The 21,488-nt window shown below is 71.4% G+C and carries 21 protein-coding genes and 1 pseudogene; 11 read left to right on the top strand and 11 right to left on the bottom strand.

Features of this window, described 5'->3' with window-relative positions; translation table 11 throughout:
* The first annotated feature begins 2 nt into the window (after nucleotides 1–2).
* Complete coding sequence (locus tag AAIB33_RS03060) at nucleotides 3–167, top strand: hypothetical protein (protein ID WP_345802099.1); 165 nt, start codon at nucleotides 3–5, stop codon at nucleotides 165–167.
* A 109-nt stretch (nucleotides 168–276) separates the two neighbouring features.
* Here AAIB33_RS03060 and AAIB33_RS03055 read toward each other — a convergent pair whose 3' ends face one another.
* Entirely contained in the window at nucleotides 277–1,731 is a 1,455-nt protein-coding gene (locus AAIB33_RS03055) for a cation:dicarboxylase symporter family transporter (protein ID WP_345802098.1), read from the bottom strand.
* A gap of 175 nt (nucleotides 1,732–1,906) precedes the next feature.
* Between AAIB33_RS03055 and AAIB33_RS03050 the strand changes: the two genes are divergently transcribed.
* From AAIB33_RS03050 to AAIB33_RS03040, 3 genes and pseudogenes are all read left to right on the top strand, one after another.
* A complete protein-coding gene (locus tag AAIB33_RS03050; RefSeq protein ID WP_345802097.1) occupies nucleotides 1,907–3,166 on the top strand; it encodes an ATP-binding protein in 1,260 nt (419 codons plus the stop codon).
* Nucleotides 3,163–3,393: pseudogene (locus AAIB33_RS03045) on the top strand (response regulator); the annotation flags it as partial. The gene AAIB33_RS03050 and the pseudogene AAIB33_RS03045, both read left to right, overlap by 4 nt.
* A gap of 68 nt (nucleotides 3,394–3,461) precedes the next feature.
* The gene (locus AAIB33_RS03040; RefSeq protein ID WP_345802096.1) at nucleotides 3,462–3,842 is read left to right on the top strand and encodes a FaeA/PapI family transcriptional regulator; all 381 of its coding nucleotides are present in this window, start codon (nucleotides 3,462–3,464) and stop codon (nucleotides 3,840–3,842) included.
* A 4-nt stretch (nucleotides 3,843–3,846) separates the two neighbouring features.
* Here the strand turns inward: AAIB33_RS03040 and AAIB33_RS03035 are convergent, their stop codons facing one another.
* Complete coding sequence (locus AAIB33_RS03035) at nucleotides 3,847–5,814, bottom strand: glycosyltransferase (RefSeq protein ID WP_345802095.1); 1,968 nt, start codon at nucleotides 5,812–5,814, stop codon at nucleotides 3,847–3,849.
* A gap of 139 nt (nucleotides 5,815–5,953) precedes the next feature.
* Here AAIB33_RS03035 and AAIB33_RS03030 point away from each other — a divergent pair, with 139 nt between their 5' ends.
* On the top strand, nucleotides 5,954–6,550 hold the full coding sequence (locus AAIB33_RS03030) for a VTT domain-containing protein (RefSeq protein ID WP_345802094.1): 597 nt from the start codon (nucleotides 5,954–5,956) through the stop codon (nucleotides 6,548–6,550).
* Nucleotides 6,551–6,577: 27 nt separating this feature from the next.
* Here the strand turns inward: AAIB33_RS03030 and AAIB33_RS03025 are convergent, their stop codons facing one another.
* Nucleotides 6,578–7,354 carry a fructosamine kinase family protein gene (locus AAIB33_RS03025; protein ID WP_345802093.1) on the bottom strand — a complete coding sequence of 259 codons (777 nt, stop codon included), beginning with the start codon at nucleotides 7,352–7,354 and terminating at the stop codon, nucleotides 6,578–6,580.
* Between the two features lie 53 nt (nucleotides 7,355–7,407).
* Between AAIB33_RS03025 and AAIB33_RS03020 the strand changes: the two genes are divergently transcribed.
* On the top strand, nucleotides 7,408–8,226 hold the full coding sequence (locus AAIB33_RS03020) for a DNA/RNA non-specific endonuclease (RefSeq protein ID WP_345802092.1): 819 nt from the start codon (nucleotides 7,408–7,410) through the stop codon (nucleotides 8,224–8,226).
* A 3-nt stretch (nucleotides 8,227–8,229) separates the two neighbouring features.
* On the opposite strand, the gene AAIB33_RS03015 is transcribed toward AAIB33_RS03020, so the two are convergent.
* From AAIB33_RS03015 to AAIB33_RS03000, 4 genes are all read right to left on the bottom strand, one after another.
* A complete protein-coding gene (locus AAIB33_RS03015; RefSeq protein ID WP_345802091.1) occupies nucleotides 8,230–8,877 on the bottom strand; it encodes an FMN reductase in 648 nt (215 codons plus the stop codon).
* Between the two features lies 1 nt (nucleotide 8,878).
* A complete protein-coding gene (locus tag AAIB33_RS03010) occupies nucleotides 8,879–10,078 on the bottom strand; it encodes an LLM class flavin-dependent oxidoreductase (protein WP_345803496.1) in 1,200 nt (399 codons plus the stop codon).
* A gap of 158 nt (nucleotides 10,079–10,236) precedes the next feature.
* Nucleotides 10,237–11,118 carry an alpha/beta fold hydrolase gene (locus tag AAIB33_RS03005; protein ID WP_345802090.1) on the bottom strand — a complete coding sequence of 294 codons (882 nt, stop codon included), beginning with the start codon at nucleotides 11,116–11,118 and terminating at the stop codon, nucleotides 10,237–10,239.
* A 12-nt stretch (nucleotides 11,119–11,130) separates the two neighbouring features.
* A complete protein-coding gene (locus AAIB33_RS03000; RefSeq protein WP_345802089.1) occupies nucleotides 11,131–12,585 on the bottom strand; it encodes a carboxylesterase family protein in 1,455 nt (484 codons plus the stop codon).
* Between the two features lie 76 nt (nucleotides 12,586–12,661).
* Between AAIB33_RS03000 and AAIB33_RS02995 the strand changes: the two genes are divergently transcribed.
* The gene (locus tag AAIB33_RS02995) at nucleotides 12,662–13,831 is read left to right on the top strand and encodes an acyltransferase family protein (protein WP_345802088.1); all 1,170 of its coding nucleotides are present in this window, start codon (nucleotides 12,662–12,664) and stop codon (nucleotides 13,829–13,831) included.
* A gap of 69 nt (nucleotides 13,832–13,900) precedes the next feature.
* On the top strand, nucleotides 13,901–14,923 hold the full coding sequence (locus AAIB33_RS02990) for a 2-oxoglutarate and iron-dependent oxygenase domain-containing protein (RefSeq protein ID WP_345802087.1): 1,023 nt from the start codon (nucleotides 13,901–13,903) through the stop codon (nucleotides 14,921–14,923).
* Nucleotides 14,924–15,147: 224 nt separating this feature from the next.
* Here AAIB33_RS02990 and rpsO read toward each other — a convergent pair whose 3' ends face one another.
* The gene (gene rpsO, locus AAIB33_RS02985) at nucleotides 15,148–15,417 is read right to left on the bottom strand and encodes a 30S ribosomal protein S15 (RefSeq protein ID WP_039401864.1); all 270 of its coding nucleotides are present in this window, start codon (nucleotides 15,415–15,417) and stop codon (nucleotides 15,148–15,150) included.
* A 192-nt stretch (nucleotides 15,418–15,609) separates the two neighbouring features.
* On the opposite strand from rpsO, the gene AAIB33_RS02980 reads away from it, so the two are divergent.
* Together AAIB33_RS02980 and AAIB33_RS02975 are read left to right on the top strand one after the other, a co-directional pair.
* Nucleotides 15,610–16,941 carry an MFS transporter gene (locus AAIB33_RS02980; RefSeq protein WP_345802086.1) on the top strand — a complete coding sequence of 444 codons (1,332 nt, stop codon included), beginning with the start codon at nucleotides 15,610–15,612 and terminating at the stop codon, nucleotides 16,939–16,941.
* A gap of 114 nt (nucleotides 16,942–17,055) precedes the next feature.
* Nucleotides 17,056–17,988, top strand: a complete 933-nt coding sequence (locus tag AAIB33_RS02975; protein WP_345802085.1) for a DMT family transporter — start codon at nucleotides 17,056–17,058, stop codon at nucleotides 17,986–17,988.
* Nucleotides 17,989–18,036: 48 nt separating this feature from the next.
* Here AAIB33_RS02975 and AAIB33_RS02970 read toward each other — a convergent pair whose 3' ends face one another.
* Complete coding sequence (locus AAIB33_RS02970) at nucleotides 18,037–18,597, bottom strand: YceI family protein (protein WP_345802084.1); 561 nt, start codon at nucleotides 18,595–18,597, stop codon at nucleotides 18,037–18,039.
* A gap of 123 nt (nucleotides 18,598–18,720) precedes the next feature.
* Between AAIB33_RS02970 and AAIB33_RS02965 the strand changes: the two genes are divergently transcribed.
* Nucleotides 18,721–19,608, top strand: a complete 888-nt coding sequence (locus AAIB33_RS02965) for a hypothetical protein (protein ID WP_345802083.1) — start codon at nucleotides 18,721–18,723, stop codon at nucleotides 19,606–19,608.
* A gap of 86 nt (nucleotides 19,609–19,694) precedes the next feature.
* Here the strand turns inward: AAIB33_RS02965 and AAIB33_RS02960 are convergent, their stop codons facing one another.
* Both AAIB33_RS02960 and AAIB33_RS02955 read right to left on the bottom strand, forming a co-directional pair.
* Nucleotides 19,695–20,063 carry an FKBP-type peptidyl-prolyl cis-trans isomerase gene (locus AAIB33_RS02960; RefSeq protein ID WP_345802082.1) on the bottom strand — a complete coding sequence of 123 codons (369 nt, stop codon included), beginning with the start codon at nucleotides 20,061–20,063 and terminating at the stop codon, nucleotides 19,695–19,697.
* 179 nt (nucleotides 20,064–20,242) lie between these two features.
* On the bottom strand, nucleotides 20,243–21,463 hold the full coding sequence (locus AAIB33_RS02955) for a PrsW family intramembrane metalloprotease (RefSeq protein ID WP_345802081.1): 1,221 nt from the start codon (nucleotides 21,461–21,463) through the stop codon (nucleotides 20,243–20,245).
* Nucleotides 21,464–21,488 lie beyond the last annotated feature (25 nt).

Below are 21,488 nucleotides of genomic sequence, written 5' to 3'. Positions count from 1 at the left end.
ACATGTTCGGCCGCCACCACAAGGACGAGCCCGCCAAGCACGAGCAGACCGTCCCTGCAACCGACGCCGTAGAAGAGAACGAAGACCTCGCCAAGTGGGAGGAGATCGAGATCCAGCGTCGCCTGCAGCTCGAGGTCCAGTCGTTCGAGAACGGCATCGAGGGCTGAGGAGCCGCACGCCGGCCCGCTGAATCTGCATCCGGGCGAACCGCCCCGCGACACGTTCCCGGGTCACCCTTCGAGGGATGACCCGGGAACGACCGCGCGGTGAGGAGGCTCAGCGCGAGAGGGCTCCTTCGCGCTGCTTCGCCCGCTCCTCCTTGGCCGCCGCCTCGCTGACGGCGGCTTCTTCCAGGCCCTGCGTGCCGACGGCATCCTTCGACGCCGACATGCCGTCGTGGTCGTCGCCCTGCATCGTGGTCTCGTCGAACGGGATGTCCCCGCGAAGCACCGCCTTGGCGCGAGCGCTGTCGATCTCCTTGACCCAGGTGCCGATGAGGATCGTCGCGACGGCGTTGCCCGTGAAGTTGGTGAGCGCACGGCCCTCCGACATGAAGCGGTCGATGCCGACGATGACGCCCACGCCGTTGACGAGGTCGGGGCGGTAGGCCTGAAGTCCGCCGGCGAGGGTCGCCAGGCCCGCGCCGGTCACCCCCGCGGCGCCCTTGGACGCGATGATCATGAAGACGAGCAGCCCGATCTGCTCGGGGATCGACATCGGCGCTCCCATGCCCGAGGCGATGAACAGCGAGGCCATCGTCAGGTAGATCGCCGTGCCGTCGAGGTTGAAGGAGTAGCCGGTCGGCACCGTGATCCCCACGACCGCACGCTGGACCCCGAGGTGCTCCATCTTGGCGATGAGCCGGGGCAGGGCCGACTCGCTCGAGGACGTGCCGACGATGAGGAGGTACTCGCGGGCGAGGTACTTCATCAGGCTGAAGATGTTGATCCGCGCGACGGCGTAGAGGAGCGTGCCGAGGATGCCCACGATGAACAGGACGCACGTGATGTAGAAGGCGACCATGAGCACTCCGAGGCTCCAGATCGCGGCGACCCCCGTCGACCCCACAACGGCCGCGATCGCGCCGAAGGCGCCGATGGGCGCGAGCCACAGGATCATGCCGAGGATGCGGAAGACGAGCGCCTGCAGATACTTGACCGCCGTCATGATCGGGGCGCCCTTCTCCCCCATCCCCTGCAGCGCGAAGCCCACGAGGAGCGCGATGAAGAGCACCTGCAGGACGCTCTCACCGGTGAAGGCCGAGAAGAACGTCAGGGGGATGATGCCGAGGAGGAAGTCCTGCGTCGTCTTCGCTTCGACGGTGGTCGCGTCGTAGGTCGAGTTCGCCATGTTCAAGCCCTCACCCGGGTGGATGATGTTCCCCACGACGAGGCCGATCGCGAGCGCGAACGTCGACATGATCATGAAGTACAGGAGGGCGAGGCCGCCGATCTTGCCCACCGTGGCGGCCTTGGCGATCGAGCCGACCCCCACGACGATCGTGCAGAAGATGATGGGGGCGATCATCATCTTGATCAGGGCGACGAAGGCCGTGCCGAGGGGCTTGAGCGCGACCCCGACCTCGGGCCAGACGAGTCCCACGACGGCGCCCAGCACCACCGCCAGGATGACCGACACGTACAGCCACGTGTGCTTGTCCCATGCGTGCTTGCCCCCGCGCCAGTTGTAGCCGGGAAGTCGGAACGAGTTCGTCCGAGTCGAAAGAGCCATCGTCGCCTCCGTGGAGAGATCCGCCGTCGGATGCCGCCACCGTGGCGGTGATGACAGCGTGCGCGCCTTCTTCCGCGCCGCCGAGTTGTGGTCGTATTGGTCGTGACGAGTCCGGCCCAGGGTGAGCCGGGGTGTGGTCCTATGGACCCACGACGGGCTCGGAAGGAGCGACGCGATGGCGGGTCGAGGACGCACGACGAGCGCGGCGACGCGCGTCTTCCTCGTGCTTCTGGGAGCCGTCGTCGTGGTGGGCGCCGTGGTGGCGCTGCTGCTCGTCTTCGAGGCGCAGCGCGCCGTGCGGGCGGAGGCCGAGCGGGTGACCCGTGCGGTCGCCGAGACGATCGCGACGACCGACGCCGTCGGTGCGGACCTCTCGGCACCGGATGCCGCGACGCGGCTTCAGCCGTTCGCGGAGCGGGCCATGGCGGAGGCGGGCGTCGACTTCATCACGATCATGACGCCGGACGGGATCCGTGTGACCCATCGCGATCCGGAGCAGATCGGCAGGCACTATCTCGGGACGATCCCGGCGAGCGCGCGTCCGCTCACCGAGGAGTTCGCCGGCACCCTCGGTCCCTCGGTGCGGACGATCGCTCCCGTCGTAGCGGGCGGGCAGCTCGTGGGGTGGGTGTCGGTGGGAGTCACCGTGGGCTCGATCTCGTCGGCGCTCCTGCCCCGGCTGCCCTTCGCGATCCTCATCGCGCTCGCCGTCGTCGCGGCAGGCTGCATCGGCGCCCTCGCCGCAGGGCGGATCACCAAGCGCGTCACGGGCGACCTTCCGGCCGGCAGCGTCCGCGACGCGGTCTCGTCGTACGAGTCGGTGCGCACCCTCGGCGAGGCGCTGCGCGCCCAGACGCACGAGCACGGCAACCGCATGCACGCGGCGGTGGCCCTCCTGGAGCTCGGCCGCACCGATGAGGCGATCGAGATCCTCACCGAGACCTCGCGGCAGAGCCAGGCGCTCGTCGACCAGGTCACGGCACGGCGCGACGGCGACCCCACCGTCGGGGCTCTCCTGCTCGGGAAGGCGGCGCAGGCGCGCGAACGCGGGGTCGACTGGGAGGCGGCGATCGACCCGCGCGCCCCGCGCAGCGCGCTGAGCCCCGTCGACGCCGTCTCGGTCGTGGGGAACCTCATCGACAACGCCCTCGACGCCGCAGCGGCAGGCCCCGAGCCCCGCTGGGTGCACGTCGAGCTGTCGCCCGCGCCGGGCGACGCTCTCGCGATCGTCGTGTCCGACAGCGGGGACGGCATCGCCCCGGAGATCGCGGATCGGGTGTGGGAGCACGGCTTCTCGACCAAGCCCGCCGACGCGACGGGCCGCGGAGTCGGCCTCGCCCTCGTGCGGTCGATCGTCGAGGAGGCGGGCGGATCGGTCGCGGTCGACGCATCCCCCACGGCGTTCCGCGTCGTCCTGCCGCGGAGGTCCGAATGATCTCCGTCCTGCTGGTCGACGACGACGCGCTCACTCTCGAGCTGCATCGGTCCTACCTGTCGCGGATGGAGGGCTTCGAGGTCGTCGCGGAGTGCACAGGTGCGAGAGCAGCCCTGACCGCGATCCTGGACCACCCGCCGCCCGGCGGAATCGACCTCGTGCTGCTCGACATGACGATGCCCGACGGAACCGGGCTCGACGTGCTGCGCCGCGTGCGGGCGCGGTCCGCCGACGTGGACGTGATCGCCGTCACAGGAGTGCGCGACGCGGAGGTCGTGCGGCAGATGGCGTCGGAGTGGCCCAGTACCTCGTCAAGCCGTTCGCGTTCGGCGTCTTCCGCGAGCGGCTCGAGCAGTACCGCGCGTTCCGGGAGCGCGCTCGGGATGCCGCGGGCGAAGCCACCCAGGCCGAGATCGACGCCCTGCTGGGCTCGATGCGGGTGGCCGCGGCCGTGCCGCTGCCGAAGGGACTGTCGGCGGAGAGCCTGCAGCGGGTGAGCGAGGACGTGCGGACGAGAGGACCGGTCACGGCCACCGAGACGGCGGAGCGGCTGGGGATGTCCCGCGTCGCGGCGCGCCGCTACCTCGAGCACCTCGTCGAGGCGGGACGCCTCGAGCGCTCGGCCCGCTACGGCACGCCGGGGAGGCCACGCTCCGAGTACCGCTGGCGCGGCTGAGCCCTCACCGCGACGGCGCGGGCTCCTTCGTGCGCCGTCCGGGCAGCTCGATATAAGTCTCGTGCTTGGGCCGGCGCCCGTCCCCGGCCGTTCGGCCGCGCACCCGCCGCCAAACCCACGGCAGCGCGTCGCGGCGCAGCCAGGACGACGACGGCTGCTCGTCGTCGTCGGCATGGAGTGCGGCATCCAGACCGCCCAGGGCCTCGGCATCCCGCACGCCCAGGGCCTCCGCGGCGCGGTAGGCGAGGAAGCGGTGCCCGCGCGAGCGCAGGTGCACCTTGTCGGCCGCCCACATCCCCAGCTCGCCGATCGCCGGCTGCGCCTCGAGATCCAGGAGGATCGCACCGGTCTCCTGCGCGATGCGGCGAAGCTCGGAGTTGAAGACCGCGAAGCGCCGAGCGAAGAGCATCGCCGCGCGGCGGCGGGGCAGGAAGGGCGTCACGAGCAGCACCTCAGCCCCCGCATCCCGCAACGCGCGGACGGTGTGTTCGAGCTCTGCGGCGAGCGCGACGGGCGCCGCGCGCCGTGAGACGAGGTCGTTCGATCCCATGAGGATCGACACGAGGTCGGGCCGCAGCGCGAGCGCCTGGGGCAGCTGCTCCGTCGTGAGGTGCCGGACCTTGCGGCTGCGGACAGCGAGATTCGCGTACCGGAACGTCGTCGCACCGCCGGCGGCGAGCAGCTCGGCCAGGCGATCGGCCCAGCCGCGGAACTGGCCTGGGGGCATGCGAGACGTGTCGCAGAGGCCCTCCGTGAGGGAGTCGCCGAGGGCGACGAACCGCGCGCAGCGGCGGTGCGGCGCGGCCTCGGCGAGCGGCGGCGCGGACGGCCGCGTCGCGCCGCGGGCGAACAGCGCGTCGTCGATGGGGCGCAGCATCCGCGCTTCCGCGTAGTGCCCCACGAGCTGGCGCGAGACCGCCTCCCACGTCCGTTCGCGCACCGACTCGCGTGCCGCCCGCCCGAAGGCGCGCCGCTTGGCCTCGTCGCCGACGAGGTCTTCGACGCGGGCGCGCAGGTCGGCGAGGTCCCCGGGGCGGTACAGCCAGCCGTCGATGCTCGAGCGCACGAGATCGACGGGCCCGCCGGCTCCCGTCGCGACGACGGGGACGCCGCTCGCGAGCGCCTCCTGGATCGTCTGCCCGAACGTCTCGCTCTCGCCCGGATGCACGAAGACGTCGAAGCCGGCGAGGGCCTCGGCGAGCGCCGCGCCTGCCAGGTGGCCCGTGAAGACCGCGTGCGGGAGCATCCGCTCGAGTGCCTCCCGCGACGGTCCGTCGCCCACGACGACGAGGCGGACGCCCGGGATGCCGGTGAGGGCGCGCAGATCCTCGACCTGCTTCTCGGGCGCGAGGCGGCCGACGTAGCCGACGATCAGGTCGTCGCCGCCCACCGCGCGCCGCCATCGCTCGCTGCGCCGCTCGGGGGCGAACCGCTCGGCGTCGACGCCTCTCCCCCACCGGCGCACCCGGTCGACGCCGAGACCGTCGAGCTGCGCGGCCGACGCCGACGACGGCACCAGAGTCAGGGTGGCGCGCCGGTGCAGGCGCGTCACGTGCGAGGCGACGAGGGCGGTCGCCCGCGGCATCCCGTACTTCTCGGCGTAGGCGATGACGTCCGTCTGGTACACCGCGACGGAGGGGATGCGGAGGGCGTCGGCAGCGGCGATCCCCTGCCAGCCGAGCACGAAGGGCGAGGCGAGGTGCACGACGTCGGGGCGGAACTCGCGCAGGATCGCCGCCAGCCGGGCAGCGCGCGCGACGACGACGCGCACGGCGGGATACGACGGCAGCGGCACCGAGCGCAGGAGCTCCGCGCGGGCCCCGTGAAGTTCGCCCGACGCGTCGCCGGAGCGCGGCGCGATGACGAGGGTCTCGTGACCCTCGTCCGCGAAGTGCCGCAGGATCTGGAGGACCGACCCGGTGACACCGTTCATGTGCGGGAGGAAGGACTCTGCGAGGATCGCGACTCTCACGCCTCCAGGGTGGCGGTCCGGGAGGCGAGGGATGCCGCGCAGCGGCCGTCGTCGCGGAGAGTTCACCCGATGCACGGCCCCGCGTCACCTGTGATCCGCCGTTCCGTCGCCGTTCACCGGCGGATGCTACCCAGGGCGGGTGACCGACGAATGGCTGAGCGCCCTCGCGGCCGGTCCGCTCGCGCTGCCGCTCCTGTTCGCGCTCGTGCTCGGCGACGCGTTCCTCGTCGTCGTGCCGGGCGAAGCGGCCGTGACGGCGTTCGGCGCCCTCGCCGTGTCGACGGGGTCGCCGCCGCTGGCCTCGGTCATCCTCGTCGCGGCCGTGGCCGCTGCGCTCGGCGACGCCTGCTGCTACCTCATCGGGCGCCTCGTCGGCCTTCACCGCTGGCGCTGGATGCGCGCGCCCCGCACGCAGGCGGCCTTCGGCTGGGCGCGCTCGCGGCTCGACGAGCGCACGGCCCTCGTGCTCTTCACGGCGCGGTTCATCCCGTTCGCCCGGCTCGCCGTCAACCTCGTCGCCGGGGCGTCCCGCCTTCCGGCTCCGCGCTACCTCGCGGTCGCCTCGTGCGCCGCCCTGGCGTGGGCCGCGTACCAGGCGCTGCTCGGCGCGGCCGTCGCCGCGATCCTGCCCGGCGGCTCCGCGGCGGCGGTGGTCGTCTCCATCGTCGTCGCGGTCGGGACGGGGCTCGCCCTCGACGCCGTGCTGGCGCGAGCTCGACGGCGCAATCCCCGGTGACCCGGGAAGCGGGTCGCCGCCGCGGGCTCAGGTGAGCGCGAGCGTGCGGCGCGCCGCGTCCGCGAGCGCCTCGCCGTACGACGGGCCATGCCCGACGGCGTGCACCGCGAGCGGATGCAGCTGGTGCACGGGCACACGGTCGCGCCACCCCGGCCGAAGCGGGTGCGCAGCGTCGTACGACCGCAGGATCTCCTCGAGGAAGGGGCAGCCGAAGAGGGCGAGCATCGCGAGGTCCGTCTCGCGGTGCCCGCCGTGCGCGGCCGGGTCGATGAGGACAGCGCCGTCGGGCGACCAGAGGACGTTGCCGTTCCACAGGTCGCCGTGGAGGCGCGCCGGCGGATCGTCGTCGTCGAAGGCGCCGTCGGCGATGAGGGCGCAGGCATCCCGCACCGACTCGGCGCCGCGCTCGGACAGGTTCCCCGCGGCGACGGCCGGGGCGAGGAACGGCAGCACGCGGTCGCGCGCGTAGAAGGCGCCCCACGTCTGCTCGTGCGCCACCGGCTGCAGGAGGCGGCCGATGAAGAGCGGACCGTCCCAGCCCTCGGGCGATGCGCCGAACGCGGAGGCGCCCGCGTCGTGGGTCGCCGCGAGCGCACGGCCGAACGCCGCGGCCGACGCCGCGTCGGGGCGCCCGGGCGCGATCCGCTCGAGCGAGATGCGGCCGGGAGCGACGTCGAGCACCCGGCAGACGCGGGCGCCTCCGGATGCCTCGGCCTCCGCGAGCCACGCGAGCCCGGCGGCCTCGGCCTCGAAGAACCACGCGGGGGCTCCGGGCTTCGTCTTGACGACGGGATCGACGCTCACGGTTCCAGTCTGGCGTTCACCGGAGTGTCATCGGCCCGGGCCAGGATGGAGGAATGGCGGAGCAAAGCGACCACGGGGACGGCTACGACGCGGAGTTCCTCGGCATCCCGGTGCCGCTTCCGACGACCCTCGGCGACGAGGAGGTGCGCGTGCTCACCTATCCGCGCTTCAGCGTCACCCTCGAGCCGGTGCGCCGATTCGCCGTCGTGACGGGCGTCAACATCGACGGATCCACGCTGCACGATCTCGAGCGCCGCGGTCGGTGGGAGCTCGACGACCGCGTCCCCGCGAGCGAGCAGGCCGGACCGGCCGTCTACGTCGACAACGACCTCGACCGCGGTCACCTCGTGCGACGACGCGATCCGGGCTGGGGCACCGTCGCCCAGGCGAGCGCCGCGACGGCGGCGACCTTCGTCTACACGAACGCCGCACCGCAGGCGGCCGACTTCAACCAGTCGAAGGAGCTGTGGCTCGGACTCGAGGACCACGTGCTCGAGTACGCCGACGTGACCGATCAGCGTCTCTCGGTGTTCACGGCGCCCGTGCTCGCACCGGACGATCCGCCGTACCGCCGCATCCAGATCCCTCGGCGCTTCTGGAAGGTCGCCGCGTGGGTGCCCGCTGCCGACGGACCCCTCGCCGCCGCCGGGTTCGTGCTCGACCAGAGCGACCTCATCGACACGTCGCGGGCGCGCGCGATCGCGCCGCTCACCGGCTTCCGCACCTTCCAGGTGCCGATCGCCGACATCGAGCGGCTCGCCGGCGTCGACCTCGGGCTGCTCGTCGACGCGGACGTGCTCACCACGCACGAGACGGCGCGCCCCGCGGCGTGGAAGCCGCTGGACGCGCCGTCTCAGATCGTGCTGGGCTGAGGCCTACTCGCCCGCGAGGCCGCCGAGCAGGTGGCCGAACGAGCGACCCTCGCCCAGGTAGCTCGAGGGATCGAAGGGATCGATCGAGGTCTCCGGCTCGCGTCGCGCGATGGCGTCGGCCAGCTCGCCGGCCCCGCGCGCGATGCGCTCGGCGAGCGGGGCGACCTGGTCTCCCGACCCGCCCCAGTCCGCCGACGCCGCGAAGACACCCGTCGACACCGGCTCGGCGTGCAGGTAGGCGAACAGCGGGCGGATGGCGTAGTCGATCGCGAGCGAGTGCCGCGGCGTGCCCGCGTTCGCGCCGATCAGGACGGGCTTGCCCGTGAGCGCGTCGGGGTCGATCACGTCGATGAACGACTTGAAGAGGCCCGAGTAGCTCGTCGAGAAGATCGGCGTCACGGCGATGAGGGCGTCGGCCGAGACGACCGCGTTGACCGCGGACTCGAGCGCCGGCGGCGCGAACCCGGTGAGCAGGTTGTTCGTGATGTCGTGCGCGTAGTCGCGCAGCTCGAACACGTCGACCTCGGCCTCGATGCCCTTCGCGGCGAGCGCCGCGACGGTCGCGGCCGACAGGCGGTCGGCGAGCATGCGGGTCGACGAGGGGTTGGACAGTCCCGCTGAGACGACGGCGATACGGCGTGCAGAGGTCATCTCACGCCTCCTTCCGGCTGAGTCCGAATGACGCGCCGGCGGGGGCCGGCGTGTCCTGGTACGGCGATCCGACGGTCAGGTTGTCACCGCGGTTCGCGTTGGGGCGGGCCTCACGCGGCGCCTCGCCGTTGTAGGCCTTGGCCACGAGGTTGGCGTGGGTCGGAGCATCCGGAACCTCCGCGGGACGGTTCTTCGCGAGCTCCTTGCGGAGCACCGGCACGACCTCGCCGCCGAGGATGTCGAGCTGCTCGAGAACCGTCTTGAGCGGCAGCCCGGCGTGATCGACGAGGAAGAGCTGACGCTGGTAGTCGCCGTAGTAGTCGCGCATCGACGCGTAGCGGTCGATGACCTGCTGGGGCGAACCGACGGTCAGCGGGGTCATCTCGCTGAAGTCCTCGAGGCTCGGACCGTGGCCGTACACCGGAGCGTTGTCGAAGTACGGGCGGAACTGCGTGACGGCATCCTGCGACTTCGCCGCCATGAACACCTGCCCGCCGAGGCCGACGATCGCCTGCTCGGGGGTGCCGTGGCCGTAGTGCGCGTAGCGCTGGCGGTACAGCGAGATGAGCCGCTGGTAGTGCTCCTTGGGCCAGAAGATGTTGTTCGCGAAGAAGCCGTCGCCGTAGTACGCGGCCTGCTCGGCGATCTCGGGCGTGCGGATCGAGCCGTGCCACACGAAGGGCGCGACGCCGTCGAGGGGACGCGGGGTCGAGGTGAAGCCCTGCAGCGGCGTGCGGAACTTGCCCTCCCAGTCCACGACGTCCTCGCGCCACAGGCGGTGCAGCAGGTTGTAGTTCTCGATCGCGAGCGGCAGGCCCTGGCGGATGTCCTGCCCGAACCAGGGGTACACCGGGCCGGTGTTGCCGCGGCCGATCATGAGGTCGGCGCGGCCGCCCGAGAGGTGCTGCAGCATCGCGAAGTCCTCGGCGATCTTCACCGGGTCGTTCGTCGTGATGAGGGTCGTCGCGGTCGAGAGGAGGAGACGCTCGGTCTGCGCCGCGATGTAGGCGAGCGTCGTCGTGGGGGACGACGACCAGAACGGCGGGTTGTGGTGCTCGCCGACGGCGTAGACGTCGAGGCCGACCTCCTCCGCGTGCGTGGCGATGGTCACCGCCGCGCGGATCTTCTCCGCCTCACTCGGGGTGTGCCCGTTGGTCGGGTCCTCGGTGATGTCGCTCACCGAGAAGATGCCGAACTGCATTCCGGGCCACGTTGTGGTCTCGCTCACGATCTCTTCCCGCTTCCCGGATGCCTTCGGCATCCGTTTCTATGCAATTGAATGTATCTCGTAGAACGCATGCCGCGCCAGGTTATTCCCGCCGTCTGCACGCGGACTGGATGCGGCGCCGGCATGGGGGCTCAGGCCGAGGCGAACAGCGCCAGCATGTCGCGCACGAGCTGATGCGGCGCGGTCTCGCACGGGGCGTGGCCCGTCGGATACACGGCGAGCCGCGCGCCGATGCGCTCGGCGTACTCCGCATGCTGGGCCGTCGGCCAGAGATCCTGCTCGCCCACGGCGATGAGCTTCGGGATGCCGATCCCGGCCACCTGCGCCGCGATGTCGGGCATCGCCATCATGAGCGCCACGACATCGTCGATCGCCGCACGCCGCGTCGACGCCATCCGCTCGCGCACGAACGCGATGCGGCGCGGAGGTGTGCGGTTGAGGTTGTACCGGATGCCCCACAGGATGAGGCCGGCCGCCCGATGCGGCGGCATGTCGGAGATCGGCCCGATGTGCTTGACCCCCCGGAACACCTGGCCGGTCGCGGGCGGCGCCGACATGAGCGTGAGGCTCGCGAAGAGGTCGGGCCGCTCGACGAGGGCGAGCTCCGCGAGGAGCCCCGCGAAGCTGTAGCCGAGGACGTGCGCGGGGGTCGGGCCGTCCTCGAGGATCGCGATGAGATCGTCGAGGAAGAGGCGGTAGTCGTAGTGCTCGCGCGGGGGCGAGAGATTCTCGGGCCCCGCGTCGATCGACTCGTAGTGCCCCGCGAGGTCGAACGACTCGACGCGGAAGCCGGCGGAGGCGAAGAGGGGGAAGATCCGGATGAAGTCCTCCTTCGACCCAGCCACCCCCGAGACCAGCACGACGCGCGGGCCTGCCGCATCCCCCATCCGGACGCGGGCGAGACCACCGCTCGGCGCGTCGAAGTCGTCCCGCACTGTCCCCTCGGGGAAGACGGTCCAGTCGATGTCGGGGATCGCCCGATCACGCGCGAGGGCCTCGTCGATCGTCGTCATGGCGGCACGACATTACCGCGTCGGCAGGCCCCTCAGCTCGTCGGCCCGCGGCGCGTACTCCAGGTGCGCACCGTGCCCGTCGAACACCTGCACGGGATGCTTCGAGGTCCACGCCTCCCACCCCGGATCGCCGTCGACGACGAAGCGCACCCACGAGGCGTGCATGAGGTCGGCGAGATCCTGCGGGGCGTCGGTGCCGCCGAAGGCGACCGCGTCGGGCGTGCCGAGCCGGTCGAAGACGAAGCCGAGCTCCATGGCGTGCGCGGCGCCCAGCTGGTCGACGGGGCTGCGCCAGCGGAACTCGTACATCCATGTGGGCGTGAGGTGATGGAGCCGGCTGTCGGCGAACCGCGTGTGCGTGCCGCGCAGGATCATGTCGGACACGATCTCGCCCAGGATCTCGCCCGGAAGAGCCTGCGGGCGGCGGCGCCTGTGCGCGGCGACGATGCGCCTCGGCACCCGGGCGGACGCCCGCGCGACCTCGAGCGTGGCCCGCTTCACCGTCGTGAGCACGCCGGACGGGACGAACCAGAGTCGGTACTCCTCACTCGTCGTCCCGATGAGGACCGGGATGCCGCGACCCGCGCCCGCGAGGAGGGCGTGGAGAGGATCGACGGGCACCGCCTCGCCGCCGATCGCGAGCGAGACCGTCGGCCCGGAGCCGAGGGGCGAGCCTCCGGCCCCGACAGCCGTCTGCGCCGCGACGAGCCGCGCCGGCTCGACCGAGGAGAAGCCGGCCTTCGACGCCTTCACGCGCAGCCGGTTCGCCACCTGCCGTGACATGCGGCCCGCCTTGCGCGGTGGCTGCGCCGTCATCGGACCGCTCTGCAGGATCACGCGGTCGAACAGCTCCCCCGCGTTCAGCCGCGCGAGGAGCGCCGTGAGTGTCGCAGCGCCCGCCGAGTGACCCATCGCCGTCACGCGCGTCCGGTCGCCGCCGAACGCGGCGATCTCGCGTCGCACCCAGCGCAGCGCGGCCTCCTGGTCGAGCACGCCGAGGTCGAACGGCACGTCGTCGACGACGGCGAAGCCTTCCTGGCCGATGCGGTACTGGACCGAGACGTACACGATGCCGTGCCGCGCGAACGACGCGCCGTCGTACGCGTCGAGCGCGGCGGAGCCTCTCGCGAGCGCACCGCCGTGCACGAAGACGAGGACGGGGAGCGGGGCATCCGAGGTGCGGCCGGCCGGCGCCCACACATTCACCGTGAGGATGTCGTCGCCCGGGATGTCGACGGTCGGCAGATACTTCCCGAGCCCGCCGCCGTAGGGCGCCTGCGGCGCCGTCGGGCCGAAGGCCGCGGCATCCCGAACCCCTTCCCACGCCTCCGGCGGCTGCGGCGGGAGGAATCGCCGACCGCCGAACGGAGGAGCCGCATACGGGATGCCGAGGTACCGGTCGATCTCGCCCTCGCGCACTCCTCGCACCGCGCCGGACGAGACGGACACGACCGGCGCGTCGGGCATGGGCGCTCTCCTTCGAGTCCGGGCCCGTCGCTGCGGCGAGGCCGGGAACCCCAGGATAGGGTGGCAGGCGCCCGCCATGACTGATTCCGCGACCCCCGCCCCGCCGCCCGCCGCCGCCGGCGTGCGCGCCAAGCGGCGCGTGCCGTTCTGGGACAACGCGCGCTTCGCCTGCATCGTGCTCGTCGTGCTGGGCCACGCGACGCAGCGGCTCACGTACGACTCGGACGTCGCGCTCAGCCTGTACCTGCTCGTCTACGCGTTCCACATGCCGGCGTTCGCGATCATCTCGGGGTACTTCTCGAAGTCCGGCGCCCCCACCCGCCGCCAGATGGCGCGCGTGCTGACGGACATCCTCCTCCCGTACGTCATCTTCGAGAGCCTCTGGACGCTCCTGAAGTTCATCGTCGAGGGCAGCGCCACCCCGAACCTCACGAAGCCCTCGTGGACGCTGTGGTTCCTCCTCGCCCTCGGCATCTTCCGGCTCGTCCTCCCCTACCTCGCGCTGCTGCGCTGGCCGCTGCTGTGGACGATCGTCATCTCGATCGGCGCCGGCTACTTCTCCAACATCGACTCGACCCTGTCGCTCTCTCGCACGCTGGGCCTCCTGCCGTTCTTCACGCTCGGCTGGTGGCTCAAGGAGCACGGGATCGTCGACCGCTTCCAGCTCCTCGCCCGCCGTGCGTGGTGGGTGTTCCCGGCGGCGATCGCGACGTTCGCCGTCGCCGGCTGGGCGGCCTGGTTCTTCGTCGACGACTGGCGAGCCATGAATCTCGACGACTGGCTCTTCTACGACGACAACTACTCCGCGCTGGGCGGGACCGAGTGGTGGGCGGGCGGCGTGCGCCTCGCGCTGATGCTCGTGGCGGTCGTGCTGTCGACGGCGTTCTTCGCCCTCGTGCCGCGCGGCACGCACTGGTGGACGCACTTCGGCCAGTACACGATGTACGTCTACCTGCTGCACTCCTTCGTGCTCTACCCGTTCCGCGAATCGGGAGCGCTGCGGGGGCTCGACCCCACCTGGCTGTGGCTGCCGATCATCGTCGTCGCCTCCGTGCTGATCGCGCTCGGCCTCGCGACCCGGCCGGTGCGCCGCGTGTTCCGCCCGCTCGTCGAGCCGCGCCCCGCGTGGCTCTTCGCCGACCCGTCGCTCGCGGGGCGGGAGGGGCATCGGTCCGACCCGACGGGGTCGCGGCGCCCACGCGAGACCGCCGCTCCGCGGCATCCCGATCCCCGTCAGAACGGCTGACCCGGCGCCGCTCGGTAACGGTCGGCAACAAAGGCGAGTGGATGCCGCGCCCCGGCCTAGCCTCAGGACATGAGCGAGCTGAACCTCCCCATCCTCGACCTGTCGCTGCTCGACCAGGGCCCCGAGTCGGCCGCGCGCTTCCGCGACGAGCTGCGCGCCGCGACCCACGACGTCGGGTTCTTCTACCTCACCGGAACCGGCGTCACGCCCGAGCTCGAGGCTCGGCTGCACCAGGCGGCGCGGGACTTCTTCGCCCTCCCCGAGGAGGACAAGCTCGCGATCGAGAACGTCACGAGCCCGCACTTCCGCGGGTACACGCGCGTCGGCGGCGAGCGCACGCAGGGCAAGGTCGACTGGCGCGAGCAGATCGACATCGGCCCGGAGCGCGACGCGATCGACGATCCCGAGGCGCCCGACTTCGCACGCCTCATCGGGCCGAACCTGTGGCCCGAGGCGCAGCCCGAGCTGCGTCTCGTCGTGGCGGAGTGGCACGCCCAGCTCGTCGTCGTCGCCCGCAAGCTCCTGCGCGCGTGGGCGCTGTCGCTCGGCGCCGACGAGTCGTACTTCGACGACCACTTCGGCGAGCCCTCGACGCTCATCAAGATCGTGCGCTACCCCGGCAAGGACGACCCGACCCCGCAGCAGGGCGTCGGCGCACACAAGGACTCGGGCGTCCTCACGCTCCTGTGGATCGAGCCCGGCAAGGGCGGGCTGCAGGTGCAGCGCGACGGCGAGTGGGTGGATGCCCCGCCCGTGCCCGGCGCGTTCGTCGTCAACATCGGCGAGCTGCTCGAGTACGCGACGCAGGGCTACCTCATCGCGACGAACCACCGCGTCATCTCGCCGCGCTACCCCGACGACCGCATCTCGGTGCCGTTCTTCTTCAATCCCGCGCTCGACACGCAGCTGCCGATCATCGAGCTGCCCGACGAGCTCGCCGCGCAGGCGCGCGGCGTCACCCAGGACCCGACCAACCCGATCCACTCGCTCTACGGCCAGAACGCCCTGAAGTCCCGCCTGCGCGCGCACCCCGACGTCGCCGAGCGGTGGCACGGCGACCTGCTCGCGGCGCGGGCCGCGGCATCTGTCTGACCCGTCCCCGGCCCGCGAGACAGGGGATTCCGGCGACACAAGGGGCCACGCCACCCTGTCTCGGCGAGATCCCCTGTCTCGGCGGATGAAGGGCTGGGAACAGCGGCGTCCGGGAACAGCGGCGTCCGGGAACAGCGGCGCCTGGGAACGACGAAGGCCTCCCCACACCGTGGGGAGGCCTTCTCAAGAATGTTTCGCGCGATTGAACGCTCAGTCGATGATGCTCAGCGACGGAGACCGAGGCGCTCGATGAGCGAGCGGTAACGGTTGATGTCGATGTCCTGGAGGTAGCCCAGGAGACGGCGGCGCTGACCGACGAGCAGGAACAGCCCACGACGCGAGTGGTGGTCGTGCTTGTGCTCCTTGAGGTGCTCGGTGAGGTCCTTGATGCGCTGCGTCAGCATCGCGACCTGCACCTCGGGGGATCCGGTGTCACCGGGGTGCGTCGCGTACTCTTCGATGATCGCCTTCTTGACGTCTGCATCCAGTGCCATAGGTGATCCCCTCTCTCTTCGTTGCGCGGCGCCCGACGCCTGATGCGTGGGCTCTCTTTATCCGCGGCCGATCGAACGGCAACCTCAAGAGTCTACCAGCCCTTCGACACGCTCAGCGACCGGCTGAGGCACGACGAACCGCGCCGGCCGACCCGGCGGTAGCCTCGACAGAGTGCTCCGCGAGAACCCGTCATGACGGCTGAGAAGCCCCGCAGGATGCCGCGGCTGCGGCGCGAGCACTTCATCGACCTCCGCCCGTTCCGGGCGAGCCCCGCCTTCACGCGGATGTGGGTCGGCTCCACCCTCTCGGGCCTCGGCGGCCAGCTGACCCTGGTCGCGGTCATGCTGCAGATGTACGACCTGACGCGCTCGACGTTCGCGGTGTCGATGATCGCGGTCGTCGGACTCGTCCCGATGGTGGTGGCGGGTCTCTACGGCGGGATGCTCGCGGACGCCTTCGACCGTCGGCGGGTCGCCCTCATCGCGGCATCCATCACCTTCCTCGCGACTCTTCTGCTCGCGGTGCTCGCGTGGGGCGGGCTCGAGACGGAGTGGTGGCTGTATCTCCTCAGCATCGTCATCTCGTCGGCGAACTCGATCGTCATGGCCGCGCGTGAGGCGATCGTCCCGCGCCTGCTCCCCCGCGACCTGCTCCCGGCCGCTGCCGCGCTGCACGGCATCACCGTCGGCATCATGGTCATGGCCGGCCCGGCACTCGCGGGCGTGCTCGTGGCGTTCTCGGGCTACGCGTGGACGTACACGCTCGACGTGCTGCTCATGACGTCGCTCTTCCTCGGACTCTGGACGCTGCCGGCGGTGCGCCCCGAGGGGCAGATCGTCCCCCCGGGCCTGGAGTCGCTCCGCGACGGCGCGCGATTCCTCCGCCGTGCCTCGAACATCCGCCTGCAGTTCATCCTCGACATCGTCGCGATGACCTTCGGCCAGCCGCTCGCCCTCTTCCCCGCGATCGGCGCCGTGCTGCTCGGCGGCGGGGCCATCACGACGGGCATCCTCACGGCGGCCGTCGCTGCGGGCGCCTTCCTGTCGAGCCTCTTCTCCGGACCCATCGGCCGCGTGCGCCGGCAGGGCCTCGGGATCGAGCGCGCGATCCAGGTGTACGGCCTGTCGATCGCGGCCTTCGGCGCCGTGCTCGTGCTCGCGGCGCTCGGCGTCTTCGCGCCGGACGTCGTCGACACACAGTCGCCGAACGTCGCCCTCATCGCCCTCGCCGTCGTCTGCCTCGCCGTGTCGGGAGCCTCGGACAACGTCAGCGCGATCTATCGCGGCACGATGATCCAGGCCGCGGTGCCCGATGCGATCCGCGGACGCCTGCAGGGCATCTTCATCGTCGTCGTGACGGGCGGGCCGCGCCTCGGCGCGCTCTACGCCGGCACGCTCGCGACGTTCACGGCCCTGTGGTTCCCGCCGCTCCTCGGCGGCTTCATCATCGTCGGGCTCGTCGCGCTGCTGGTGCGCCTCAGCCCGACGTTCCGCGGCTACGACGCCGAGCATCCCGTTCCCTGACCTTCGCCGCGTTCGCGGCGCCGCACCGACGCACAACCGACGAGAAGCGGCGGATTTCGGACGTCGCATCCCCGCGCGCGCGTGCACAGCCGCGTGCGCGCGTAGCGTGACGCCATGACCTCGACCTCCACGGCCCCGACGGCGACACGTGCACGGACGCCCTCGCCGAGGTGGATCACCGTCCAGTTCGTGCTGGCCGGCATCGTATGGGGGTCGAGCTTCCTCTTCATGAAGGTGGCGCTGACCGGCATCTCACCCGCCCAGGTCGCCTGGACCCGCATCCTGCTGGGCACGCTGACGCTCGGCGCGCTCGTGCTCCTGCGACGCGAGCGGCTGTCGCGCAGCCTTCGCGTGTGGGGGCACCTGCTCGTGCTCGGGATGACCTTCTGCGTCATCCCGTTCCTGCTGTTCTCGTGGGCGCAGCAGCACGTCAGCTCGGGCGTCGCGAGCATCTTCAACGCCACGACGCCGATCATGACGGCGATCATGGCGTGGCTGGTGTTCCGGGTCGAGCGCCTGAAGATGCTGCAGATCGCCGGCATCGGGGTCGGCATCGTCGGCGTCGTCGTCATCATCGCGCCGTGGCAGGGGGTCTCGCTCGACGGCAGCCTCGTCGCTGAACTGGCGATCCTCGGGGCCACCGCCAGCTACGGCTTCAGCTTCGCCTACATGCGGCGGTTCGCATCGAACACCGGCATGTCGGCCCTCGCGTTCACCTTCGGCTACATCGCGATGGCGGGCGCGGTGATGACGGTGCTCACGCCGTTCCTCGTGCTCACCCCCGTGCACCTGGACGTGCCGATCGTCACGAGTCTCGTGCTGCTCGGATGCCTCGGCACCGGCGTCGCATACGTGTGGAACCAGAACACCGTGCGCGCGTGGGGCCCGACGCGCGCGTCGACCGTCACCTACATCACGCCCGTCGTCGGGGTGGTCCTCGGCGTCGTCGTGCTCGGCGAGAGCCTCTCCTGGAACGAGCCGGTGGGCGCGCTCATCGTCTTCCTCGGCATCCTGCTCGCTCAGGATCGGCTGCGCAGGCGCGCATGAGAAGAGGGATGGATGCCGCGGCATCCATCCCTCTTCCGCGTCAGCGCGTCAGTCCTGCTGGAACGAGCCCTGGAGGTCGAGCGTGATCGTGACGTCCTTGCCCACGAGCACGCCGCCGGTCTCGAGCGCGGCGTTCCAGGTGAGGCCGAAGTCCTCGCGGTTGATGACCGTCTTGGCCGTCGCGCCCGCCTTGTAGTTGCCCCACGGGTCGGAGCCGAAGCCGCCGAAGTCGAAGTCGAACGTCACGGGCTTGGTGACGCCGCGGATCGTGAGGTCGCCGTCGACGAGGAAGTCGCCGTCCTCGATGCGCACGCCGGTCGAGACGAAGTCGATCGTGGGGTGGTTCTCGACGTCGAAGAAGTCGGCCGAGCGGAGGTGGCCGTCGCGGCCCTCGTCCTTGGTGTCGAGCGACGTCGCGTCGACGTGAGCCACGACGGTGGCCTCGAGCGGGTTCTCGGGCGCGACGAGCGTCGCGCTCTTGACGCCGAAGGCGCCGCGCACCTTGGAGATCATCATGTGGCGGACGCTGAAGCCGACCTCGCTGTGTGCGGGGTCGAGCACCCAGGTGCCGCTCTTGTAGCCGGGGATGTCGATCGTGGTGTCGCTCATGTCGTCTCTTCTCGCTCAGGTCGGCGCTCTGCCGGGTCTGAAGGGGGATAACGACCAGCCTAGGGGAATCTATTCCCGTGAATGGAAACTCGCGATGTCACACCCCGGCGGGATCATCGGAGCATGGCGACGACGACCTGGCCGATCACCGGCCCGTACGACCTCGCGGAGGTCGCGCACATGCGCTCCGGATTCAACGAGCAGCGGTCCTTCGACGGCGTGCTGCGCTTCGCCTTCTGTCTCGACGGAACCCTCGAGGACCCCGTGGCCGTCGCCGTGACCCAGGAGGGCGACACGGTGCGGATCGAGTACACCACCCGGCCGGGGGCGAGCGTCGACCCGGACGCCGTCGCACGGCAGGTGGCGCGCATCGTCTCGGCAGACCATGACGGCGACGCCTGGGCGCGCGTGTGCGCGGGCGACCCCGTGCTCGCGCGGCTGCGTGAGGCGGCTCCCGGCTTCCGGCCCTGGGTGTTCCACTCCCCCTACGAGGCGGCCGTCTGGTGCACGCTGTCCGCGCGTCGCGCCCGAGCGCAGGGCATCACGCTGTGGCGTCGGCTGTGCGACGCGCACGGCACGACGCTCGAGGTCGACGGTGCGACCCGCTCCGCACTGCCGACACCGTCGCAGCTGCGGCAGGTGGAGGCGCTGCCGGGGCTCCCGGCCGACCGCATCCCCCGGCTGCACGCGATCGCGGATGCCGCGGCGGCGGGCGACCTCGACGTCGGTCGGCTCGCGGCGATGGATCCGGGCGAGGCGATGCTCGAGCTGCAGCGGCTGCCGGGGATCGGGCCGTTCTACAGCGCGCTGATCGTCGTGCGCGCCTGCGGCCACGCCGATGTGCTGTCCCTCGACGAGCCGATGACCCGCGGCGTCGTGCGCGAGCTGTACGGCCTGGACGCCGAGCCGGACGATGCGGCGCTCGAGGCCCTCGCCGAGGCGTGGCGGCCGTTCCGCACGTGGGCGTGCGTCGCCCTGCGGGCGGTGTCGCCCCGGCTCGCCGAGAGATGACGAAGGGGTGGATGCCTCGGCATCCACCCCTCGTCTTCGGGTCTGCGGTCTAGCTCAGGCTTCGACAGGCTCAGGCTTCGACAGGCTCAGCCGACCGCGATGAGGTCGATGACGAAGATGAGCGTCTTGCCGCCGAGGAAGTGTCCGCCGGCCGGACCGTAGGCGAGGTGCGGCGGGATGACGAGCTCGCGACGACCGCCGACCTTCATGCCCGGGATGCCGTCCTGCCAGCCCTGGATGAGGCCGCGCAGCGGGAACTGGATGCTCTCGCCGCGGTTCCACGACGAGTCGAACTCCTCGCCGGTCTCGTACTCGACGCCGACGTAGTGCACGGTGACGGTGTCGCCGGGCTTGGCCTCGGCGCCCTCGCCGACGATCACGTCGCGGATGACGAGCTCCTCGGGAGCCGGGCCCTGGGGAGCGTCGATGTCGGGCTTGGTGCGGTCATCAGTCATGGCATCCATCCAACCCGACGGGATTGAGGGGGTCAAACGGGGCCTACGCAAAACTCAGCGCTCGGTGCCGCGGCGATGCCTGCGTGTCTACCGAGCGCTGAGCTGGTCGTGAGACCAGCGTGCCCGACCGTGCGCATGAGCGTCAAGACCCGACACGCGCCTCAGGGCGAATCCGTCGGCTACACCGAGAGAAGCGCGGCGCGAGCCGCGGCCATCCGCGTGAGGAGCGCGCGCTCGTCGTTCACGGCGTTCGGGTCGCGGCCCGTCACGGTGCGCTGCCTCGCCATCGCGAGGGCCGTCGCGTCCGAGATGAAGCTCTTCATGATCGGCGTGCGGTCGCCGCGGAGCGTGCGCGCCCAGGCCAGTCCGGCCTTCCGCCCGGCCGGCGTCGCGAGCATGTCCACCTCCTGCGGGGTGAACCAGCCCGCCGCCGCGTACTCGCCGAGACGCTTCCGGGTGAGTCGCGTCTCCTCTCGACGGAGCGCCAGGACGCCGATGATGAAGAGCACGAACAGCGGCACCTGCAGCACGAGGTACACCGAGAAGAAGTCGGTGAACACGGCCGTGGCGTTCCAGAACGAGTGCAGGGCGATCGCCCCGACGAGGCCGAGCAGCCAGGGTCCGATCGCCTGCCGTGTCGTCGCACCGCGGCGCGCGGCGAGCCCGACGGCGAAGCCCGTGACGCTCGTGAACATGACGTGCGCGAACGGCGACATGATGCCCCGCACGAAGAACGTGACCGACGCCTGGCCGACCCCGCCCTCGATGTAGCTGATCGCGAAGTACTGGATGTTCTCGGTGAAGGCGAAGCCCGCGCCGATCAGCGCGCCGTACACGATGCCGTCCACAGGGCCGTCGAACGCCCGCCGAGCCGTCGCATAGAGGATCAGGATGCCGAGCCCCTTCGCGAACTCCTCGACGATCGGCGCCTGGACGACCGTCTGCAGGATCTCGGCGGCCTCGGTGTCGCGGGGGCCGAGCACGAGCGAGAGCAGCAGGTCGACGCCGAGCGCGATGGCGACGGCGCCGATCGCGCCCCACGCGATCGCGAACGCGACGAGGCCGCGAGGCTCCGGCTCCCACTTGTCGACGATCCGGATCGCGAAGAGCACCCCGGCGAGCGGGATGAGCGCGAGGATCGCCCCCAGCAGGGACGCACCCGTGCCGATGAACGTGAGGAAGTAGCCGACGAGCGCGATGAGCAGCAGGACGAGGATGCCGCCGATCCAGAGCGGACCGCTGCGCCCCGAGCGCGCGGGCGCCTTCGCCTGCAGCGGCGCCGGGGCGGACGGCGGCATGTGGATCGGCGCCGGGGGCGTGAGGCTCGGCTGTGCGAGGGGGGACGGGAAGGGGGCGGGTGTGCGATCTCGGTCTGGTGAGTCGAACCCTGACTGCGACATGCGGACAGCCTACGGATTCCGAGGC

This window comes from Microbacterium sp. AZCO (assembly GCF_039614715.1).
In the GTDB taxonomy this organism is placed as follows: Bacteria; Actinomycetota; Actinomycetes; order Actinomycetales; family Microbacteriaceae; genus Microbacterium.
This window is presented reverse-complemented; position numbering and strand designations above follow the sequence as displayed.

What these genes read in the sequence shown, in the direction of transcription:
- AAIB33_RS02980 (WP_345802086.1), top strand. Translation starts at nt 15,610, where the DNA reads ATGACGGCTGAGAAGCCCCGCAGGATGCCGCGGCTGCGGCGCGAGCAC.
- AAIB33_RS02995 (WP_345802088.1), top strand. Translation starts at nt 12,662, where the DNA reads ATGACTGATTCCGCGACCCCCGCCCCGCCGCCCGCCGCCGCCGGCGTG.
- AAIB33_RS03015 (WP_345802091.1), bottom strand. Translation starts at nt 8,877, where the DNA reads ATGACCTCTGCACGCCGTATCGCCGTCGTCTCAGCGGGACTGTCCAAC.
- AAIB33_RS03000 (WP_345802089.1), bottom strand. Translation starts at nt 12,585, where the DNA reads ATGCCCGACGCGCCGGTCGTGTCCGTCTCGTCCGGCGCGGTGCGAGGA.
- AAIB33_RS03050 (WP_345802097.1), top strand. Translation starts at nt 1,907, where the DNA reads ATGGCGGGTCGAGGACGCACGACGAGCGCGGCGACGCGCGTCTTCCTC.
- AAIB33_RS03020 (WP_345802092.1), top strand. Translation starts at nt 7,408, where the DNA reads ATGGCGGAGCAAAGCGACCACGGGGACGGCTACGACGCGGAGTTCCTC.
- AAIB33_RS02990 (WP_345802087.1), top strand. Translation starts at nt 13,901, where the DNA reads ATGAGCGAGCTGAACCTCCCCATCCTCGACCTGTCGCTGCTCGACCAG.
- AAIB33_RS02955 (WP_345802081.1), bottom strand. Translation starts at nt 21,463, where the DNA reads ATGTCGCAGTCAGGGTTCGACTCACCAGACCGAGATCGCACACCCGCC.
- AAIB33_RS02965 (WP_345802083.1), top strand. Translation starts at nt 18,721, where the DNA reads ATGGCGACGACGACCTGGCCGATCACCGGCCCGTACGACCTCGCGGAG.
- AAIB33_RS03005 (WP_345802090.1), bottom strand. Translation starts at nt 11,118, where the DNA reads ATGACGACGATCGACGAGGCCCTCGCGCGTGATCGGGCGATCCCCGAC.
- AAIB33_RS02970 (WP_345802084.1), bottom strand. Translation starts at nt 18,597, where the DNA reads ATGAGCGACACCACGATCGACATCCCCGGCTACAAGAGCGGCACCTGG.
- AAIB33_RS03010 (WP_345803496.1), bottom strand. Translation starts at nt 10,078, where the DNA reads ATGCAGTTCGGCATCTTCTCGGTGAGCGACATCACCGAGGACCCGACC.
- AAIB33_RS02960 (WP_345802082.1), bottom strand. Translation starts at nt 20,063, where the DNA reads ATGACTGATGACCGCACCAAGCCCGACATCGACGCTCCCCAGGGCCCG.
- AAIB33_RS03060 (WP_345802099.1), top strand. Translation starts at nt 3, where the DNA reads ATGTTCGGCCGCCACCACAAGGACGAGCCCGCCAAGCACGAGCAGACC.
- rpsO (WP_039401864.1), bottom strand. Translation starts at nt 15,417, where the DNA reads ATGGCACTGGATGCAGACGTCAAGAAGGCGATCATCGAAGAGTACGCG.
- AAIB33_RS03055 (WP_345802098.1), bottom strand. Translation starts at nt 1,731, where the DNA reads ATGGCTCTTTCGACTCGGACGAACTCGTTCCGACTTCCCGGCTACAAC.
- AAIB33_RS02975 (WP_345802085.1), top strand. Translation starts at nt 17,056, where the DNA reads ATGACCTCGACCTCCACGGCCCCGACGGCGACACGTGCACGGACGCCC.